The sequence below is a fragment of the Alteromonas sp. CNT1-28 genome, from assembly GCF_022348345.1.
GTDB lineage: Bacteria > Pseudomonadota > Gammaproteobacteria > Enterobacterales > Alteromonadaceae > Alteromonas > Alteromonas macleodii.
This window is the reverse complement of the sequence record NZ_JAKREZ010000021.1, coordinates 23,362-44,315: the sequence shown is the minus strand read 5'-3', so window position 1 is coordinate 44,315 and position 20,954 is coordinate 23,362. Positions and strand designations below refer to the sequence as shown.

The 20,954-nt window shown below is 44.1% G+C and carries 16 protein-coding genes; 6 read left to right on the top strand and 10 right to left on the bottom strand.

Going from position 1 to position 20,954, the window contains the following annotated elements; genetic code table 11:
* Nucleotides 1–117 precede the first annotated feature (117 nt).
* Nucleotides 118–1,248: an enoyl-CoA hydratase/isomerase family protein gene (locus tag MHN02_RS13680; RefSeq protein ID WP_239246701.1), complete on the bottom strand. Its 1,131-nt coding sequence runs from the start codon at nucleotides 1,246–1,248 to the stop codon at nucleotides 118–120.
* 59 nt (nucleotides 1,249–1,307) lie between these two features.
* The gene (locus tag MHN02_RS13675) at nucleotides 1,308–2,462 is read right to left on the bottom strand and encodes an acyl-CoA dehydrogenase family protein (RefSeq protein ID WP_014979302.1); all 1,155 of its coding nucleotides are present in this window, start codon (nucleotides 2,460–2,462) and stop codon (nucleotides 1,308–1,310) included.
* Nucleotides 2,463–2,721: 259 nt separating this feature from the next.
* On the opposite strand from MHN02_RS13675, the gene MHN02_RS13670 reads away from it, so the two are divergent.
* Nucleotides 2,722–4,305 (top strand): response regulator, encoded by a 1,584-nt coding sequence (locus MHN02_RS13670; RefSeq protein ID WP_075176671.1) that lies wholly within the window; start codon nucleotides 2,722–2,724, stop codon nucleotides 4,303–4,305.
* Between the two features lie 145 nt (nucleotides 4,306–4,450).
* Here the strand turns inward: MHN02_RS13670 and MHN02_RS13665 are convergent, their stop codons facing one another.
* Nucleotides 4,451–5,326: an NAD(P)-dependent oxidoreductase gene (locus tag MHN02_RS13665; protein ID WP_101564600.1), complete on the bottom strand. Its 876-nt coding sequence runs from the start codon at nucleotides 5,324–5,326 to the stop codon at nucleotides 4,451–4,453.
* An 88-nt stretch (nucleotides 5,327–5,414) separates the two neighbouring features.
* On the opposite strand from MHN02_RS13665, the gene MHN02_RS13660 reads away from it, so the two are divergent.
* Together MHN02_RS13660 and MHN02_RS13655 are read left to right on the top strand one after the other, a co-directional pair.
* Nucleotides 5,415–5,900, top strand: coding sequence for a glutathione peroxidase (locus MHN02_RS13660; protein WP_239246699.1), 486 nt, complete (start codon nucleotides 5,415–5,417; stop codon nucleotides 5,898–5,900).
* Nucleotides 5,901–6,074: 174 nt separating this feature from the next.
* Nucleotides 6,075–7,115, top strand: coding sequence for a 2-hydroxyacid dehydrogenase (locus MHN02_RS13655; protein ID WP_239246698.1), 1,041 nt, complete (start codon nucleotides 6,075–6,077; stop codon nucleotides 7,113–7,115).
* Nucleotides 7,116–7,208: 93 nt separating this feature from the next.
* Here MHN02_RS13655 and MHN02_RS13650 read toward each other — a convergent pair whose 3' ends face one another.
* On the bottom strand, nucleotides 7,209–7,955 hold the full coding sequence (locus MHN02_RS13650) for a methyltransferase (RefSeq protein WP_014979297.1): 747 nt from the start codon (nucleotides 7,953–7,955) through the stop codon (nucleotides 7,209–7,211).
* A gap of 15 nt (nucleotides 7,956–7,970) precedes the next feature.
* Nucleotides 7,971–8,732: a Nif3-like dinuclear metal center hexameric protein gene (locus MHN02_RS13645; RefSeq protein WP_343212224.1), complete on the bottom strand. Its 762-nt coding sequence runs from the start codon at nucleotides 8,730–8,732 to the stop codon at nucleotides 7,971–7,973.
* A 230-nt stretch (nucleotides 8,733–8,962) separates the two neighbouring features.
* Here MHN02_RS13645 and MHN02_RS13640 point away from each other — a divergent pair, with 230 nt between their 5' ends.
* A complete protein-coding gene (locus MHN02_RS13640) occupies nucleotides 8,963–9,310 on the top strand; it encodes a hypothetical protein (protein WP_171337063.1) in 348 nt (115 codons plus the stop codon).
* 175 nt (nucleotides 9,311–9,485) lie between these two features.
* Here the strand turns inward: MHN02_RS13640 and MHN02_RS13635 are convergent, their stop codons facing one another.
* The 4 genes from MHN02_RS13635 to MHN02_RS13620 form a co-directional block, all read right to left on the bottom strand.
* Nucleotides 9,486–10,109: a TetR/AcrR family transcriptional regulator gene (locus MHN02_RS13635; RefSeq protein ID WP_014949468.1), complete on the bottom strand. Its 624-nt coding sequence runs from the start codon at nucleotides 10,107–10,109 to the stop codon at nucleotides 9,486–9,488.
* A gap of 101 nt (nucleotides 10,110–10,210) precedes the next feature.
* Nucleotides 10,211–11,257 carry a protease SohB gene (sohB, locus tag MHN02_RS13630; protein ID WP_239246696.1) on the bottom strand — a complete coding sequence of 349 codons (1,047 nt, stop codon included), beginning with the start codon at nucleotides 11,255–11,257 and terminating at the stop codon, nucleotides 10,211–10,213.
* Nucleotides 11,258–11,377: 120 nt separating this feature from the next.
* Nucleotides 11,378–13,900 carry an acylase gene (locus MHN02_RS13625; RefSeq protein WP_171337064.1) on the bottom strand — a complete coding sequence of 841 codons (2,523 nt, stop codon included), beginning with the start codon at nucleotides 13,898–13,900 and terminating at the stop codon, nucleotides 11,378–11,380.
* Between the two features lie 241 nt (nucleotides 13,901–14,141).
* Nucleotides 14,142–16,739, bottom strand: coding sequence for a VolA/Pla-1 family phospholipase (locus MHN02_RS13620; protein ID WP_171337065.1), 2,598 nt, complete (start codon nucleotides 16,737–16,739; stop codon nucleotides 14,142–14,144).
* A gap of 320 nt (nucleotides 16,740–17,059) precedes the next feature.
* Here MHN02_RS13620 and MHN02_RS13615 point away from each other — a divergent pair, with 320 nt between their 5' ends.
* Nucleotides 17,060–17,803: a YciK family oxidoreductase gene (locus MHN02_RS13615; protein ID WP_014949464.1), complete on the top strand. Its 744-nt coding sequence runs from the start codon at nucleotides 17,060–17,062 to the stop codon at nucleotides 17,801–17,803.
* Nucleotides 17,804–17,898: 95 nt separating this feature from the next.
* On the opposite strand, the gene glnS is transcribed toward MHN02_RS13615, so the two are convergent.
* Nucleotides 17,899–19,566, bottom strand: coding sequence for a glutamine--tRNA ligase (gene glnS / locus MHN02_RS13610; RefSeq protein WP_171337066.1), 1,668 nt, complete (start codon nucleotides 19,564–19,566; stop codon nucleotides 17,899–17,901).
* A gap of 296 nt (nucleotides 19,567–19,862) precedes the next feature.
* Here glnS and MHN02_RS13605 point away from each other — a divergent pair, with 296 nt between their 5' ends.
* On the top strand, nucleotides 19,863–20,885 hold the full coding sequence (locus MHN02_RS13605; RefSeq protein WP_014979291.1) for a LacI family DNA-binding transcriptional regulator: 1,023 nt from the start codon (nucleotides 19,863–19,865) through the stop codon (nucleotides 20,883–20,885).
* Nucleotides 20,886–20,954: the final 69 nt, after the last annotated feature.

Below are 20,954 nucleotides of genomic sequence, written 5' to 3'. Positions count from 1 at the left end.
GAATTTGCCGTAAATGATATCAAACCCGACACCTTTACGGCAATAAGCGTAACAACTTCACACGCCGAGTTAACACTAATACTGGGCGCTTTCGTGCTTATTTGGAGAACTTTTACACTACAGCTTTGCCAATGGATGTTGCTCTTCAGCCCATGGAGAAGTGAAGAAATGTGCTATTGCGCTTTGCGGCACTTCATCTACTGTTTTGTATTTCCACTGTGGTGACATGTCTTTATCAATCAAAAGCGCTCTTACACCCTCTTGGAACTCTCCACTTTCTCCACATCGACAGGACATATCAGCTTCCATTCTAAAACAGTCAGCCAACGTCATATTCGCACCTTTCTTACATTGCTCGAACACCAAATGCATAGTGATAGGAGAACCTTTGGCTAAAGTGCTTTGCGCTCTCTGTAACCACTTATTCTCACTCATGTCTGCGTTAAGAATGGCATGAACTACATCGGTAACATTGTCAGCCGAACACAAGTCATTAATAAGTGCCATATTCGGCTCAACGTTGCCATTGAGAAGTTCTTCAGGCGTTTTCATTGTGTTGATAATGTGCGAAACACTAGAAGCCAAACTTTCGCTGTCGGTCTTTTCCCACGTGTATTCTACGAGGGTATTAAGCAAAGTGTCTTTTTCGGTACTCGCCAGCAAACTGTCTGCAAGCCCTACAAAGCAAGCATCGGAGCCATTCATTTGGCCGCCAGTTAAACCTAGGAAGAGACCTGCTTTTCCTGGTAAGCGAGGTAGAAAATAGCTTCCGCCTACGTCCGGGTACAAACCTATCGTAATTTCCGGCATAGCAAGACGAGAGGTTTCGGTTACTATTCGATGGCTTGCACCGCATAGAAGCCCCATGCCACCGCCCATAACAATACCACTGCCCCATACAACAATAGGCTTACTGTAATTGTGAATAGTATAATCTAGCGTGTATTCAGTTTCGAAAAATGTTTCTAAGAAAGCTGGAATTTGCCCATTAGCTTCCACCATCGATTTGTACATAGACACTATGTCACCACCGGCGCAAAATGCCTTCTCGCCAGCAGCATCGATCACAACAGCTACGATATCGTTGCGAGACTGCCATCGCTGAAGCGCGTCAAGCATGATGCCAGCCATTTCCAAATCCAATGCATTTAATGCCTTTGGCTTGTTAAGCGTTAAACGGCCTATTGTGTAGTCGTTGCTAGACGTCTTGATTTCATCAACAATGACTACCGATTCCACATCTGTCATTTTCACTCCTTCCCATAGTCCATTAAATCGTGCCTGAATTAGTTCGTTAGCGAAGTGTACTACAGTACACTTCTCTCATCTGACAACAAACGTCTACCAATGATAACGCGCATAATTTCATTGGTGCCTTCCAATATTTGATGTACGCGAACATCTCTGAAGTGACGCTCCAACGGATATTCTTTGATATAACCGTACCCGCCGTGTAGCTGAAGGGCATCGTTACATACATTGAAGCCAACATCTGTCGCAAACCTTTTCGCCATAGCGCAATAGGTGGTTTTGTCTGGGTCGTTATTATCCAGCTTACAAGCCGCCATACGTACCATTTGTCTCGCTGCAACAAGTTCAGTAGCCATATCAGCTAATTTAAACTGTAATGCCTGGAAACCTGCAATAGGTTTACCAAACTGCTCACGTTCATTCATGTAGTCGCGCGCAACGTTTAGCGCCTGCTGTGCAGTTCCTACCGAGCAAGTTGCAATATTAATTCGGCCGCCATCAAGCCCTTGCATGGCCATTTTAAAGCCTTGTCCTTCCTCGCCAAGTAACCAACTAGCATCTAATTTCACGTTATCGAACGTGATCATACGAGTGGGCTGTGCATTCCACCCCATTTTTTCTTCGGCTTTACCGTACTCAATCCCGTCGGCATTAGCCGGAACCGCGAATGCAGATACGCCCTTAGGACCCTCTTCCCCTGTACGCGCCATTACAACAAGAACATCCGTACTGCCAGCACCAGAGATAAACACCTTAGACCCGTTAAGGACATACCCACCGTCAGCTTTCGTCGCCTTTGTTTTTAGCGACGCTGCATCAGAACCAGCGCCAGGCTCGGTTAGGCAATATGACGCCAGCTTGTCACCGGTTACCAGTTGGTCACACCACATATCTTTAACTTCACTGGTGCCCCAAGTGGCAATCATCCACGTTGCCATGTTATGTATGGTTAACATAGCTGTAGTCGTGGTACATCCCATTGAAAGCTGCTCGAAGATTATGGAGGAATCGAGCCTAGATAAACCCAACCCACCTGCACTCTCAGGCGCATACAATCCACAGAAGCCTAATTCACCCGCTTTCTTTATTGCTTCTACTGGGAAGTGATGTTCTCTATCCCACATAGCGGCGTTAGGTGCTAGCTCTTGCTGAGCGAATTGACGGGCGGTGTCTTCAAAGGCTAACTGGTCATCGGTTAATTCAAAATTCATTAGGCATACCCTCAATTGATTTGCTTTTGAACTACAATAACCAATACTTACCCCTTACGTAAACGTAAAGGTAAATTTTTATTTAAAAATATTGAGGGTTAACGTAAATATTTTGTGACGAGAAATGCTGTTTCTTTATAGACTCCAGCACGAAGCAGAAAAAAGTTATCCTTTTTAATAATGCACTTTTATCTCGCCGCTGATAAGCTAGGTTGATGTAAGTAAACCTTGTTTGGTCGCCGTGGAATTCAGAATAGCTATAGTAGAAGACAATGCTACTGCTCGGACTGCGCTTCGAGGACATTTAATGTCAATTGCTAACTTATCGGTAAGCAGCTTTGCATCTGGTGTAGAACTGAAAGCGGCACTTAAAAAGCAAAACTTTGAACTCCTGTTAATGGACTATCACCTAGGCCAAGGCAAAACAGGCGTGGAATGGATCCAGAGTTTGAGAGAGGCAGGCTTTATAAGACCTAGCACAGGCATTATTTTCTTAACGTCTGATCGCTCACCGCAAATTATTGGCCGTATAATGGATTTACAGCCTGACGTTTTGCTTATTAAGCCATACACCATTGCCTCACTAACCCGCCAAATTAACCATTACTTAAGTTATCGAGACTTTGTTAAAAACGTATTGCACGCGCTGGATAATAAACAACTTGACCGAGCAATTAGTGTCGTTAGAGCTAAGATCACCGAAGGCATTCCTCCTCGGCTTGTTGCTGAAATTAGAAAGCTTTATGCGCGTCTTCTTTTCGAGAATGGTGATTTGCAACGAGCGTTAAGTATTTATGACGACGTGTTAACCCGCTCTGACAAAGTTCTTTGGGCACAATGGGGAAAAGTAAAGTGCCAGTACGCTTCGGGTCAATGGCCTCATTGTAAAAGCCATTTGAGCCAAATGGTTAACTCTAGCTTGGCTCGCGACAAGGCATTTGAATGGCTTGCATCCATATCATTTGAACAAGACTCCTACGATCAAGTAGAAAAATACTTAAATGAAATTAAGTTTAGTGAATTAAGCCTACCAGCTGCAAAGTTAAAAACCATTGCCTATCAAAAGCAGGACAAGGTTGTAGAAGCCATCGATCTCTTACAGAAGAAACGGGCTATGCATCGCAGTGCAAAAGACAGGTTCAATGACTTTACGTTTGAGCTCGCTGAGTTCTATTTGTTTCTTGCAGAAGAGTCGCCTGAAACCAATAGAAAAGAAAGCTTGTCTCAGGCTAGAAAATTAGTAGGCATTGCCGGAAGAAGTCAGGGCGACCCGCAGACTTTACAAAAAAGAGACTACCTTCTGGCTTTCTCGGCTGTGCTGGACGGCGACTTAGAAAAAGCAGCACATTTGCTTGAAAGCGACTACGTCGACAACTACCTTCGCACTGAGCCGTCTATCCTCGTTATTGCCGCAAAAGTACATCACGGTCTTGGAGATGAACGCAAAGCTGGTGAGTTACTCTTGATGGCTAAGCGCAAAAACGCAGAGTTACAAGCTATTTCAGAACAGGTTATGAATGACGAGCTGATTTTTTCGGGAGGTGAAAGGTTAGGTTTAAATCACGAACAGGCCATTTCTATAAACGAGGCCGGCACACAACTCTTTATCGAAGGCTTATTCAACAAGGCAATGAGGCATTTTTATGATGCTTTCCAACTCTCCCCCGATACCGCAGCATTTGGCTTAAACCTTCTTCAGTGCATGATTGAGTCAGACACAGGTGTTTACCGAAAATTTAACGTCAGACAGCTACTCGACAAGATAATGTCACTCCCCTTGAATGACGTTAACAAGGCCCGTTTGGAACAGCTTACCCTATCTGCTCAAGAACAGGCGCTGTAATGTTTATTTAGCAAATTACTAAAACTACATCCATAACCTGCGTTATGGATAAACACGCACTGCTTCCAGAACGTCACTGTTTTTCGCTGTTTAGTACATTTTATTGTAAACCAGCGGGCCTTTTATTCTTGTTAGTCTGTTAGCGTTATTTGAGTCGGGTAAGCAAACTCGATGTATCCCAACGGCCGCCACCAAGCTTTTGAACATCTGCATAATATTGATCAACAAGTGCCGTTAGCGCCAAAGTCGAACCGTTCTTACGCGCTTCATCCAATGCAATACTTAAGTCTTTACGCATCCAATCAACAGCAAAACCAAAATCAAAGCTGTTATTTAGCATCGTGCTGGCTCTGTTTTCCATCTGCCACGACTGAGCTGCGCCTTTGCTAATAACATCGACAACCGCATTACAATCAAGCCCAGCACGCTGGCCAAAATGTAGTGCTTCAGCCAAGCCTTGTACAATGCCGGCAATACAAATCTGATTCATCATTTTTGCTAGTTGACCGCTGCCACTCTTACCAAGTAGCTGACTGTGTCGTGCATAATGTGCCATTACCGGCTCAACCGTGCTGTATACGTCTTCATCGCCGCCCACCATAACGGTCAGCTGCCCGTTCTCAGCCCCAGCCTGGCCACCAGAAACCGGTGCATCCAAGAAGCCAACTTGCTTATCTTGGCAGCTTTTATATAGTTCTCTGGCAATATCTGCTGATGCAGTCGTATGATCGACCAGCACACTGCCCGTCTTCATCACTGCTAACGCCTGTGTGCCCACATCTCTTACATCATTGTCGTTACCCACACACATAAATACGATGTCAGCGCCTTCACACGCCTGCGCAACGGTATTGCTAGCACTGACTTTAGCGTCGCCAGTGTTATAGGTTGTTAGCCAATCCTGTGCCTTTTGAGAGGTACGATTATAAACAGTGACCGAATAGCCAGCTTTGCTCAAGTGCCCTGCCATAGGATAGCCCATTACACCCAAGCCCAAAAAACTCACTTTCAAATTACTCATACAAAATATACTCTAGATACTTAACAAAGATGGTTGGATTACCTAAGAGTAACAGACTTAACAACAACAAAAATATAGGAAAATAATTTTGGCGCTCTATGAACACGCTATTACGTTGAACAACGGTGAACAAACTACTCTTGAACAATACAAGGGTAAGGTATTACTTATTGTTAATACGGCAAGCAAATGTGGCTTTACTCCTCAGTACGAAGGACTAGAGTCGCTCTATAAAAAATACAACGATAAGGGCTTTGAAATTTTAGGATTTCCCTGCGATCAGTTCGGACATCAAGAGCCAGGTAGCGACGAAGATATTGCGCAATTTTGTAGCCTTAATTTTGGCGTTTCATTCCCATTATTTAAGAAAACAAATGTAAATGGTCCAGATGCCAATCCGCTCTTTGAGCAATTGAAAAAAGAAGCCCCCGGTCTTCTTGGCACAAAACGTATAAAATGGAACTTCACTAAGTTCTTAGTTAATGCTCAAGGCAAGGTGCTAAAACGTTATGCGCCTACTGTAAAACCAGAAGCCATTGAGAAAGACATCGCTAAGCTTTTATCAGCGAATTAGTACGCTTTGCAGTTTAAATAGCCGCCGACATGGCGGCAGCGAACGAGCGTTTTGAAATATACCTAATGCGTTAGTGCTCAATACATCCCGCTAGATTTATTGATCTACATCTATGTAGTTTGAATGTGAATGTGGTAATTTTTTGCCGTCAAAGTGACTTAACTGGGTACTAAAATGAATACCTCTGCACGTAAAAAAGCGCACGATAACCTCAGCGACCAACAACACAAAAACATCGCTTTTTTTAGTACTCGCTCTTATGAACACGCTCTGTTTTCTGAATTGCTGGAAACATTAAACGGTGCTAGTGACAAAACCATCAATGCCACATTTTTTGAACACCCACTGAACGCTTCAACCGCTGCGAGTTGCAGTGGATTCAGCGATGTTGTTGTGTTTGTAAATGACGACATTAATAGGAAAACCATTGAAGCTCTAAAACTCTGTGGCGTTAAACATATCGCGCTTCGCTGCGCTGGCTTCAACAATGTTGATGTGGATGCAGCAGCAAAGGCAGGTATCACTGTAAGCCGCGTACCCGCTTATAGCCCTGAAACCGTAGCTGAACATACAATTGCGCTAATCCTTACGTTGAACCGAAAAACACATAAAGCATACAACCGAGTACGCGAAGGCAACTTCAATCTTGGAGGATTGATGGGCTTTACGCTTCACGGTAAAACCGTAGGGGTAATTGGCACAGGAAAGATTGGGCAAGCGGTTATTCGCATACTATTGGGATTTGGATGTCATGTGCTTTGCTTCGATCCGAATCCAAACACTCATGTAACCACAATGGGAGCCCATTATGTAACGTTAAATGAACTACTTGAAAAAAGCGTTATTGTTACCCTGCACTGCCCGCTCGACGAACAGAGTCATCACATAATCAATGCGAAGAGTATTGATAAAATGCCTCAAGGCGTCATGCTAATTAATACGTCAAGAGGCGGGCTTGTCGATGACAATGCCATCATTAAAGGGCTTAAGTCGAAAAAAATTGGATATTTAGGTCTAGATGTCTACGAAAGAGAATCAGAACTGTTTTTTAACGATCATTCACAAGACATAATTCAGGATGATATTTTTCAGCGCTTAACTACGTTTCCGAACGTTTTAATAACGGGCCACCAAGGGTTCTTCACGCTCGAAGCCTTAGAGGAAATCGCAAAAATCACGGTCAATAATATTATGACGGGTGAGAACGCGCTCTAAGGCGTCACTACAACTATTTACGTATTAGCGCGCTCATAACCCTATGTAGTCCGCCACGTAAATATCCAACAAACTCTTTTTTACTGGCTTTTTCTATTTCTCTTTTTCTAGAATCAGCTGAAAATATTTTCCTAACCAAAGGTAAGGCGCTTGCCTATGATACTGCCGCTCTAGCGCAAGTAAGTCATCAAATTTGCTGCTTTGATGGGTTATATCTCGCATGTAATCATGGAAACAACGAATGCCTGCTTTTTCGATAATTTTGAAGCCCAATGATTCACAATGTTCAACCACGCGGGTTGCACTTAACGGCTGTTTTGGATTCAGTCTAACTTGCTTCTTAGCTTTCATCCCTTTCGCGATGTAATCAAAATTGCCGTAGATAGCATTGGCAAACAAATTCGCATCTTGGTTGAAAAAGCTTAGGCTTAAACGGGACCCTGGCTTCATGTTCTTATACATAAAATCGATAGCATCAAAGGGCGCATCCAGCCACTCTAAAACCGCATGGCAAATCACTAAATCAAAACTGTCTAAATCCTCAATCTGCTGCAGATATTGATGCCTAATTGTAATATTTGGTGCATCTGCAAGCAGCGTCCCAGCTTGTTTAAGTACATCCTTCGACGCATCAGTTAACACAACAGAATGCCCTTTAGAAGCAATATGCGCTGTCATAACACCTGTACCCCCGCCTATTTCAATAGCGCGAACAGGCGTGGTTAAATAAGGCTCGAGAACATCACACAATAAGGTGTGCCTGAGCTTTCCCTTAGTAGTGCCATATATATTGCTTGAGAATTTTTCTGCAATACCATCGAAGATACGATCGTTATTCATATACTACAGTCATCGCTAAGCAGGATTGTCAATATCAATAAACTCGACAGGCACGTCGAATTGCTGCCCAATATGCTCTCCTAAGGATTTCACACCGTAGCGTTCAGTAGCATGATGACCAGCAGCAAAAAAGGTAATCCCCATTTCTCTCGCTGTGTGTACAGTTTGTTCCGACACTTCTCCGGTAATAAATGCATCAACGCCCAGTTCAACCGCTTGTTCGATGAACCCTTGTCCACCTCCCGTGCACCAAGCAAGCTTAGATATAGGTTTTGATACAGGCCCCTCAATCAGCACGTCTCTCCCTAGCAACTTCTGTAATTTAACCTGTAACGCTGCCCCTTCAATTTCTTCTTCAAAACTTCCGTGCATAACAACGCCAACAGGCTTCACACCGCTCACCGCACTTATATTTTGAATGCCTAATAGCGATGCAAGTTGTCGGTTGTTGCCAAATTCAGGGTGTACATCCAGTGGAAGGTGATAAGCAAACAAATTGATATTATTTAACAGTAGCGCTTGAAGGCGGCGCTTTTTCATGCCCGCAATCACTTGTGACTCACCTTTCCAAAAATAACCATGGTGAACAATTAGCGCATCTGCCTTAGCTTCTATGGCGGCATCAACGAGTGCTTGTGACGCAGTTACACCGGTTACTATCTTCTCAATTTTACTTGCGCCCTCTACCTGTAATCCATTGGGGCAATAATCACTGATCTCGCTAACCCTTAACATTCCATCAAGATAATTTTGTAGTTCTAGGCGGGTAATAGACACAAGTCCTCCGGTTGAAAGTTAGACAAATTGTTCAAAAAACGTTATAAAAAGACGCGAACGTTTAGCATTATACCTGTAATTAGACAATTATGAGTGGTGAGTAGATCCAATTTTAGTTTTGCGACACTTGCTGGCTTGGTCGTTACGCTGGGTGAGTTTTTCTCAGCGTTATAGCAATTACATACGTCGCATAACGTTCGTCATCTTAACAAAATAAAGAGCAAAAAAGCATGGCAAACTTAGACAAAGACGAAGTGGTAGCAGCATTTACCGAAGCTTATAAAAAGGCGAACGGCAAAGCACCATCTATTGAGAGCAAAAGTGGTTGGTACAGTGTAGATGGCGGTAAGAACGTCCGTTTAGCACAGCTTCAAGAGATGACAGCGTCGTTAGCTTCTGGCTCTTCTGGCGGCACGAGTAAAAGCGAAGAGAAAAAAGCGCCAAAGAAAGAGGCAAAAGCCGCAGCGAAACCAGCGAAGAAAAAGGCACCTTCATCCAAAAAGTCAGGATTTTCGGTAAAGGATTTCTGGGCAGAAAAGCTCAATGCAGAGGCGCCTGGCGCAACCCTTCCTCGATAATTTTGCATAACATGATTTAATATCTAGTTTAGCTACTGGTGTAAAAACGCAATAAATGTCGCATACCGTAAGTGTCGTTGAGGCACTTATGTTATGTGACCCATTCACTATTTATTATGAAATAACAATAGCTTACCACTCTTTCTCAACTGAATATTTAACGAGGGCGCTTGAATTATTTGCCTGCTAGCCCTTGGGCTACGAATGGAACTAGGTGCTGGATAACTTCTTTTATATCGACATGCTTGTGAAAGTCAGACTCAGCTATTTCCGTTAGCGCTTGGCTCGACGCCATTGAAAATACAAAACTTCCCATCGCAAAATGCAAGCGCCAGAATAGTTCTTCCTCAGGTAGATCAGGAAGACAACGTCTTATAGCGTCGACAAGTGCACGGATACAATCACCGTAATCATTCATTAAGAACTTACGCAAATGCCCCTGAGTTTCGTTGTACCCACGTCCTAGCAACTTAACAAACGTTGAAGTACCCTGCTCTGAAATGGTGTTGAGGTTAAGCATAGGAGGGATCAACGAATACAAGAGTTGCTCAACGCCCTTCGCACCTTCCATAGGTGTCAAAGACGCCAAGCAAGACTCTACCTGCGGCATTAGATGATCAAAGTACCTTTTAAACACGGCTTGAATTAAATTCTTCTTGCTGCCGAAGTGATAGTTCACCGACGCCAAATTCACTTCTGCTCTGGCAGTAATCTCGCGCATGGATGTTTGAGTAAACCCGCTTTGAGAAAATAAGTATTCTGCCGCATCTAATATATCGGTTTTAGTATGCCGTGCCATATTCTTTTTATTATCTTTTTGTAGGTTAAAAATTTAACGTATGTCTGTGTTAACAATAGTTTTATCGGTCCTGAATTATCAACACAGACAAATTTTCGCTATTAAAACCAGTGACGCGCTTTGCTCATTGATTTCATAAACACGCGCTCAACAACATTTGCTGCAGACATCCCCAATTTCTCTGCTACATTTTTCTTCACAGCATACTTAACACTAAATATTTCGCGTGCGGGATAATGAGAAAGAATGTAGTCATCTGAGGTTGTGATGTCGTCAATTAAGCCAAGCGACTTAGCTTTAATACCTGGCCAATACTCGCCTGTGGCGACTTTATCGATGTCCATATCTGGACGCTGGTTTTGAACGAAGTCTTTGAACAGTACATGAATCTCTTCAATTTCTTCTTTAAATTTTGCGCGGCCTTCATCGTTGTTCTCACCAAATACGGTTAGAGTACGCTTGAATTCACCAGCGGTGTGTTGTTCAAACTCAATATCATTTTTCTTCAATAGTTTATTGAAGTTAGGCAACTGAGCTAAAACGCCTATGCTGCCAATGTAAGCAAATTGAGACGCCAGTAATTTGTCTGCAACACAAGCCATCATGTAACCACCGCTTGCCGCCACTTTATCTACCGCAATCGTTAGTTTAAGGCCCTTTTCCTTGATACGCTGAAGTTGAGACGCTGCAAGTCCATAGCCGTGTACAACACCCCCACCACTTTCAAGTCGAACCAAGACTTCGTCTTCTTTATTCGCTACACATAAGATAGCGGTAATTTCTTCTCGTAAGTGTTCCACTTCATTGGCGTCCATCGAACCTTTAAAGTCGATGACATAAAGACGGGACTTCTCAGACTCTTCGCCCTGTTCTGTGATTTTGGCTTTGTTTTTTGCTTTGTTTTTAGCTTTCGCTTCTTTTTTCTGTTCCTTGGCTAATTTCTTTAACGCATTTTTATCTAGCAGAACCTGTTTCGCATAATTTGTAATGTCTTTCAACTGCTCAGAAATAGACACGATCTCAAGTTGCCCTTTCCCATGCTTTTGCTTACTCGCTAAGCCAACAATGGTAGATACAACCACAATAAAAGCGATAACTAGCGTTACTGCCTTGGCAACAAACAAACCGTACTCGTACAAAAACTCCAAACTTTACTCCTAGTAAAATAAAACGGGTAAGCGTCGTTGTTTACCCACAACGTAAATAGCGGCCTTGCTTTGTGAAAAGCAACGCCGCTTTGCTAATTACGTTATAATACCAGTCTCATCTTATTCTGACGATAGGGTAACTTGCTCTATCTTGTTAGCCTCTATTTCCTCGTCAGTAAAGAAGATATCTCTTAGCGTAGGCTGCGTAGAATAAAGCTGAGTTTGGTCTAAGAAGTGTTCACTGCCATACTTGCGAGATTGTGAGTAGGTCAGAATACCCCTTCCCTTGGGGCCTTCATCAGTGAAGTTAATAACCATAGCCCAACTGGTGCCATAGTTAATATGGTAGCCTTCAGCTTCTGCACTCATTATGGTGTTACTATTCACAGGCTCGTAGTTATGACGTGGAAGCAACGTACCGTTCCTGTTGCTTATAACGTCAAACACGTTAAAGCCACCTTCAATATTGTGTGCACCAGCCCATGGTAGTTTGATACCAGACGCCGTGCCATCTGGCAGGCTTCGCTCAACAAACTGAACCTCCCCTAGCGGCGCGTCAAATGCGACACCAGCTTGCTCAATAACTTGAGTTGCTCTTGCCAATTGTTCAAGAGTAACGTCATTTTGCATCAAGCCAGAAGGCGTAGTGACTGGTGATTCTAGTGAAAACGGCGTCTCCCACTGTGGCGCTTGGTTAAACTGGAATGCAAACTCTCTAAACACGTGTGCACCAGTACTTGTAAGGTTCATGGTGCCATCCCAATCCTCCAACGCAGCACAGGCTTGTGAAACATCAACGCTAGTTCCGTCTACATCTACAGGTGTTGAACCTTGCGCGGCGCATAGCGAAAGCAATGAAGGCAAAATATTCTCTGCTAAATAACTTCTGTTATTAAACAGTAAGCCTTCCACTTCGTCTGGCGTAAAGGTTCCGTCACTTCCCGCTTCGTTTTCAATAAACTGTTGACCCATTCTTGAGCGTAGTGTTTGTTGATATTCCACGCTACCAAATAGCGGATTGCTTACAACAATTGGTGAGTTTAAATTCGTTAACCAATAGCTGTCGTTCGAGTTTTGAACTGAATCCGTGCCCTCGTACTTAGGCGCTTCTTCGTATGGAACGGGTCCTTCGAAATCAAACTGCGAAATGTTACCCGGTAATACGGTAAAGCCAGCAGCTGCTTTAGTTTGAATAAGTAACGGGTTAGTCGTTAGTTGCTCAATTGCGGTTTCGGTTAGATTCGGCACGGTTGAATCGTCAATGTAGAAGACTTGACCATCATCAGAGGCAGCCATTGTATTATTGAAAATAACACCGTCGTAATCTTTAAACGCCTGCTTAAACTCGTCCATGGATGTCGCCATATTCATGGCAAGCCAATGGTCTACGATATCGAAGTTAGGCAGGTTTGCGTCTTTTATGGCAAAGGCATTACTACCATTCCAATCAAAGTTACCAGGCACTTCAATCATTGGACCGTAGTTGGTGTAATACGCGGTCTTATTAAGCTTAATGGTTTGCCCTCCACCCACTGCGACATCAATTTGAAGTGGCTTTTCATAGATGGTGCGTCTGTTGCCATCAACCATATGGGTAAGGCCAGATTCATCATTTTCGTCGAGGGTCAGCTGATACACAACAAAATGTTCAGCCGTCGAGAAGGTGTGTGTCCATGCAACGTTTTCGTTAAATCCGATATTTACTGCACCAGGCAATCCCATCAACGAGCCACCTGTTACATTCAAGTGTCCGGGTACTTGAGCATGGAAATTCCAAAAGCGTAGGTTTCCTGTGTGAGGAAAATGCGGATTGCCTAAAACCATACCTTTGCCATTGGTCGTTTTATCGCTGCCTAACCCCCAACCGTTAGAGCCCATTTCTTGAGGATTTTTTTCAGGCAGACCTACCGTTGGTGAAATCTTAAATGTAGAAGCAACGTCACTTGAGGACGCAGCTGGAGTAGGTAGATAACTCTCACCTTCAGGCGCTGCAATAAACATAGGTCCTAAGAAATTAGCGGCCCCAGGTAATAGCGCCACGCCTAATGAGTAGGTTAATAGATCCACACTATCAATTTCAGTGACCCATGGTTGGCCAGCACAGCTTTGATCTTGTTCTTCTACAGGAGTTTCAGCTAAGTACTGGTTGTATCCAGCAGTGTAGCCTTGAAACATTGCACGTGAATTAGCAGACAACCGAGGTAAGTTCTCTTCTGCTAACTCTCTAATACCTAGCGTAAGAAAACCGAAATCGTTAATAAGGTGCTCTGAATCACCGCTACCAGGTACAGTATCTGGACCAAAATACTTAGCTCTCTCAGAGTTATACTTAACAATCTGGTCGGCCAATACGCAAAGGTTATCGCGTGCAAACGCATAACCCACACCGTAAGCCATACTTTCTAGGTTATCGGCTTTCACATGCGGAACGCCATAGGTGGTCCAGGTAACATCCGCGGACAGTGTACCGTCAGGAGAAAATGCTGGAATTGGTGCTGGTGTTGGTTCGGGTGTCGTAGGCGTTGTGGGCGCTGGTTGTTCTACGTTAGAAAAGTCGTTATCGTTATCGCCGCACGCACCGAGAAGTGCAGTGAGTGATAACGCAATAAGCGTCCGTTTAGCGTTAAAGGTGTTGTCAATCATCTCAAATGTTCCCTAATGATAAATGAAAAAGGTCAACCACTCTTACCGCACGCGTCTTCAAAGCGGTGTTAATTACAGCAAAAGTAAAACTGATCCGACCTGAATTCACACTACATTAACAAATGAAAACATTCAAACAACATTATAATTTTTCTACAAAAAAGCCGGCAATAACGCCGGCTTTTTTTTCTATAAAATGTAAGCAGTTGTAACGCTGCCCATTGGAGCAAACTACCCTTGGCTAGTTCGCTACAACACTTTCATCAGAAATTGGCAGTACAAGTGCGTCAGACGCAATATAACCCGCCACTTCTTTTTGCATTTCCGTTGTTACCGCTGCGCTCGCCGCTGGGCTTAAGCTAGAAGCATGAGCACCACTATTGAACTGTACAATTCCGCTAATTGGATCTGTACCAGGACCTTGCGTGGTTGTCACTTGCTCTAAGCCAATGGTCGCTGCCAGAGGAAGCTGACCTGACAATGGTAACGCTGTTGAAATTGGAATAACTTGATCCGGAAGGTTCGCGTCGCTGCCATCACCCACTACCGTCATCATATGAACTGGCGTATTGCTACCCAGTGTCTGAGCGTAGTTAGTAGGGTCACCAGCGTCCATCACCGTTTGTGCAGCGAATGCAAATTCAGCAAATACAGCATTCACTTCTGCAGCCTGCTCAGCAGTAAGATTTTCTTCAAAAATCGCTACCGCTGCGCGAAGTTGTTCTTCGCTCACATCAGTGGTTTCATACAGTTGATTTAGCAAGGCAACAAACTCTTCAGAAGCCTGAGACAGCAACAGACCTTTGATAAGAGGACCAAACGCGGCTGACTCAATTAGGAACTGAGCAACACCGCCCCCTGGAGACTCAAGAGAAGCTTGCTTGACAGCAAACATGCCATCAAGTGCTGCTAAATCGCCACCCATCGACGTGTTTGCCACTGAAGCAAAATTCCCACCAGTGATAGCGCCTAGAGACACACCCATAATCGATACACGTGACATATCAAACTTAACATTTTGCGCTGCTGTGGTATCGACAACTGCGTTTAGTCCTAAACGTAGACCAAGTAAATCTGACACGCTTTGGCGTAGATTGTCGCGAGCCGTAGGCAAGCTGGCAAGGTTCATATAGTGAGTTGCGCTAACCGTAGTCGCATTCAGTTCATCTGTACCGTCGCCATTAAGGTCAAAACCGCGGCTACCGTGTAATGGTTGGTCGATTGCTACTGACGCAATACCTGCTAGAGACAGAGTACCTGTGATGGCAAGCATATCTTCTTTTTGGCTGGTAATGCCGTGCGCTAGAATAACCACTGGCCAACCGGCTTCAGGCATGCTGATAGGAAAACCTAAAGCACCTGCAATTGCTGGGTCAGGAATAGTAACCTGAACGTCTAACGTTTCTTTACCCATGTTTCCGCCAGTAGGCTGTGGATATGGGTTGAATTTAGTAATGTTTCTTGCGCTATCTAACATTTCGCCGTTAATACGAACGTCAGCAAGGCCTAGTGAAGAACACATTGCTGCATTAGGACCTGGCTCTGCGTCTGCAAGTAATTCTTGAGGAGCACCAGCTAAAACAATTCCGCTGTCACAAGCTGCCTTCCAGAAATCATTAACTGGAGCAAGTGGGTTCTCTGCACTTGGAACACCCAAGAAATAAGGCAATGCAATATTACCTTCATAACGTTGAGCTGCACAGAATGGTCCGGCTTGCGCTAAAATGCCCGTAGAAACACCAACAGCAAATTCATTTAGCGCCCCCCACTGCGCAGCAAGTTGACCTGACGCCGTACCCGCAAGTCCTGCACAAGTTTCTAACAAGCTGAAATCAGTAGCGTCAATCGCTGCTTGAATGTTATCAGGTTGACCTTGTTTACCCAGCTCTACTGCGCCAGCTACAACAGTAGCGTTTACAAGACCAAGTGCTTCCATGACATTAGGCGCTGCAGATACATCGCTTACCGTGATTGCAGGTAGTGCGGTTGGAGCAGACGGGTCTCCGCCAGCAGCCAGTTGTGCAAAACGGCTAATCATGACCTTCTTGATGGTATCAAGCGAGTTGGCAATAGACTGTGTGGTGAAAGCTGATACGTAAGTGATGTCTTCACGGTCGAAACCCGCACCAAGTACTGGATTAACTAACGAATTAACTAAGCCTTGTAATTGAAGCTGTGCTGCACTTGATAGAGGATTAGTGTCGATGTCTTGTCTTACTGAGTCCCACGTAGTTGAGCCCTGAACCGACTTGCCAGAAGAGTCTTTCAAATCAGTGGTCATTACTAACATGTAGCCCTGAGCTGCTTTTAGCGGCTTAAGAGGGACAAAAGTGATTGTGTTACTATCAGCAAGGCTGAGTACGTAATCAACACCAAAGGTAAGTTGATCGCCAAGCTTACAACCCGCAGAAGGTGTTGTAACCTGCGCACAGTCAGGATCACTTTGGTCAAGACCTAACGTTGCTTCAAAAAGCAACACGCCAGAAGATAATGTACTTGCATCAAGCGATGCGCCGGCAGGTGTTTCTACATTAATTACAAACGGGTGTTGAGTTGACCAACCGTCTAACACGTTGAGTGCATTTTGCGGGTCAGCAAAATCTGTAGGGTCATCGACCGGAATATTCAGTGTGTAATCAAAGAAACCATCATCGCCTGGAAGCATCAGAAGGTCGTTTGGAATGTTTAAGTTCCCATTAGCTGGGTCAAAAACGATTCGTGAAAATGGTGTTTGGACTTCTGTTTCGGCCTGAATGTCGGAAAGGGTTTCATCGGAGCCACCACAGCCTGCTAGACCCAGCGCAAGGGCCACACTGGAACTTAATACGAGTTTTCTCATCTCTACTCCCTACAAGCATTGTTGTTATTCTGTGTCTAAAACTTAACTCTATTAAAAGTAGCTTGGTCTACCCTGTCTTTACAGGCGTAGATGATAGTTTTAAACATGTTAGACCAGTTGTATCTTCCTCAATCTTATTGACTTTGTTGCAACTTTGCAAAGTTTTGTTAACTACTTTTGTTAACTTTTTTTACGTTTGAAGAAATTTTCATTCATTGTTTTACTTGTGAGTCAGGCTGAGTATGATCTGGGGTTTGATTCTTAATTGGGTCTACAGGCCCCAATCATTGCGATATAAATGAACCTTTTGAAGGAAAATGATGAACGATTACAACGCACCAGCGGATTTATTGCGCGATAAAGTTATTCTTATCACCGGGGCTGGCGATGGAATTGGTGCACAAGCCGCAAAAACGTATGCTGCACATGGCGCTATCTGTATTTTATTGGGCCGCACTGTGTCTAAACTTGAAGCTGTGTACGACGACATTGTCGCAGCAGGTGGTCAAGAACCCGCCATTGTTCCTTTAGATATCAAAGGCGCAACGCCCTCTCATTATCAGCAAATGACGCAAACCATTATTGACCAGTTTGGCCGATTAGATGGTGTTCTTCACAATGCGAGTATTTTAGGCCACCTTAGTGCATTTAAAGATATTGATGCGCAAGAATGGCAAGACGTGATGCAAATTAACCTAAATGGCATGGTTTTCATGACACAAGCGCTTATTCCCGCTCTAGAGAAGGCAGAAAGTGCATCGGTAATTTTCACCACCTCTAGCGTAGGCAGAAAAGGTCGCGCATTTTGGGGAACGTACGCCGTATCAAAATTCGCAACAGAAGGCGTTATGCAAACCCTTGCTGATGAATATCGAAATAAGTCACTGCGCTTTAACTGTATTAATCCAGGTGGTACCCGCACACAAATGCGCGCTCAAGCGTTTCCAGCAGAAAACCCTGATACACTAAAAACACCTGAAGATATTATGCCTACGTATCTTTATCTTATGGGCGAAGACAGTAAGGAAACAACCGGACAGTCACTTGATTGCCAACCAAAGTAATTAACGAAAGCAATGTTCCATTAAACAAAAAAACCGCTTAAGCAGCACTTAAGCGGTTTTTTATTTACAGCGCATAAATGGCTAAAGGCCAGTGCCTACTCGCCCATTTTGGCCCATGTATCTCGTAGACCTACAGTGCGGTTAAAGACCGGCTTGTCGTCTGTGCTGTCTTTATCTACACAGAAGTAGCCAGTGCGTTCAAACTGCCATGCTCCTACTTCAGGAACATTGTCTGCCAATCCGGCTTCTACCCAACCGTGTTTTACTTCCAACGAATCAGGGTTAATCGCATCGGTAAAGCTTTCTTCCGCTGCTGGGTTAGGCACGTTAAACAAGCGGTCGTAAAGCCTAAACTCCGCTGCCTGTGCTGTTGCTGCATCTACCCAATGAATAACACCTTTAACTTTGCGGCCATCAGCCGGATCTTTACCTAGAGTATCCGCGTCATAAGTACAAAAAACGGTTGTTACATTACCATTCTCATCTTTTTCAACGCGATTAGCTTTAACCACGTAGGCGTTGCGAAGACGAACTTCTTTATCAAGCACTAAGCGCTTAAACTTCTTGTTCGCCGACTCTCGGAAGTCTTCTGCTTCTATATACACTTCGCGACTGAAGCCGATGTTACGCGTACCCATACTTTCATCGTTAGGATGATTTGGCGCAACAAGCGTTTCTGTCTGGCCTTCCTCATAATTTTCGATAACGAGCTTTATTGGATCTAGTACGGCCATTGCGCGAGGAGCATTTGCATTTAGGTCGTCGCGTATACACGCTTCTAGCATGGACATTTCAACCATGTTGTCCATCTTAGTCACACCAATGCGTTTACAAAACTCAACGATTGAACCCGGTGTGTAGCCACGACGGCGTAAACCCGCAATGGTAGGCATGCGTGGGTCGTCCCAGCCATGTACATGGTTTTCGTCGACTAACTGAATAAGACGACGCTTGCTTAATACCGTATATTCTAAATTAAGACGTGAGAATTCATACTGTCTTGGCGTGCAGTCGATAGAAATGTTTTCGATAACCCAATCATAAAGACGACGGTTATCCTGGAACTCTAGTGTACACAGGGAGTGCGTTATTCCCTCAATGGCGTCTGAGATACAATGTGTAAAATCGTACATTGGATACACGCACCATTTATCACCAGTTTGATGATGGTGAGCATGCTTAACACGATAAATTACCGGGTCACGCATACACATAAATGGCGATGCCATGTCAATTTTCGCACGCAGACTACACTCACCTTCTTTATATTCGCCTGCCGTCATTTTGGCAAACTCGCTGAGGTTGGTTTCAACGTCTGTATCGCGATAAGGGCTATTTTGACCAGGCTCTTTAAGTGTGCCGCGCATTTCGCGCATAACGTCTTGCGCTGAAAAATCTACATAGGCTAAGCCTTTTTCAATAAGTTCAACGGCGTATGCGTGTAGTTGGTCAAAGTAATTCGATGAATAGCGCGCTTCTCCGTCCCACGTAAATCCAAGCCATTGCACATCTTCCTTAATTGAATTAACGAAGGTAATGTCTTCTTTTGCAGGGTTGGTATCGTCAAAGCGTAAATTGCACGTACCTGTGTAGTCTTGAGCAATACCAAAATTCAAGCAGATAGACTTGGCGTGGCCAATGTGTAAGAAGCCATTCGGCTCTGGTGGAAACCGTGTTTTAATTGCGTCATGTAGACCACTAGACAGGTCTTTATCAATAATCTGACGGATAAAATTGGTCGGACGGTGTTCAGTCTCGGCCATTCGCTTGTTCCCCTTATGCACGTAATATTTCAAAATCTCGCTGAGTATAACACTCTCGCAATTACTTCAACCATGTTTTATTCAAAGAAGCCTGACAAGTGATTGAATTAAGAGCGATCTGCAAATACCTTCTAAAACTAAATGCCGTTATGACTTCCCAAATATAAATAAGCACTAACGAAATCGTAACTTTGCGTGGCATTTGAGCGACTCCGTCTCAAAATGCGCGCGTCATTATAAAAATATGGTAATCTAAATTCGCGACAACAAGGTCGTAGCAGCAAATCATGGTGTTTATGAAAGAAAAAGCAACCTCTTTTGACATTGCCCACTTGGCAGGTGTTTCGCAGTCGACGGTTTCGCGAGCGTTAAATAATAGCCCGCTAGTTAATCAAGAAACTAGAGATCGCGTTCAGCGTATTGCCCGGGAACTCAATTACAAAGTGGATAAAAACGCAAGTAACTTGAGAAAGCAAAAGAGCAGCACAATTGCCCTACTCTTGTTTGAAGATCCTACGTCCGATGATTCGATGATTAATCCGTTCTTCCTAGCGATGCTCGGCAGTATTACCCGCGCGTGTGCGCAAGCAAACTATGATCTGCTTGTGTCCTTCCAAAATTTAGATGATGACTGGCACGCAGAATATGAAGACTCAAATAAGGCTGACGGCATTATTTTATTAGGATATGGCGACTATACTGATTACCAAAACAAAGTCGCGCAACTTGAATCGCAGGGCACCCACTTTGTTCGTTGGGGTGCGCCAGATGAAGCCCACCCAGGGGTTAGTATCGGTTGTGATAACTATCAAGGTGGCCAAAGCATAACGTCACATTTAATTAGCTTGGGTAAAACTTCCTTTGCGTTTATTGGCGACAACGGCGATCACGCCCCTGAATTCAAAGCGCGTTTTAACGGTTATTTTGAAACACTTCAATCTCATGGGCTTGATCAGTCAAGTGTTCAACGCAATGCTATTTCGACTGAGGATGCGGGGTCAGAAGCAGTGAAATCATTGCTGCAAAGTGGCGAACTTCCCCAAGCAATTGTCTGCGCATCAGACCTTATTGCAATGGGCGTGCTTAGAGCGCTGCGCCAGGCAAAAGTGAATGTGCCTGATGATGTAGCCGTGGTTGGCTATGACAATATTGCGGTTTCAGCCTACACTACGCCTTCGCTCACCACTGTTCAGCAAAATACCAAACTGGCGGGCGAGTTATTGGTAAACACCTTATTAAAAGCCATTAACAACGAAGACGTCCAGGATTATTTAATGCCTGCGGATATTATTATTAGGCAGTCATGTGGCAGTGAGTAAGCGTGCGCAAATTACACGCTAGAAATTAAGCAATCACTGATTAACAAAAAAGCCCCGGGCGTTAAACAA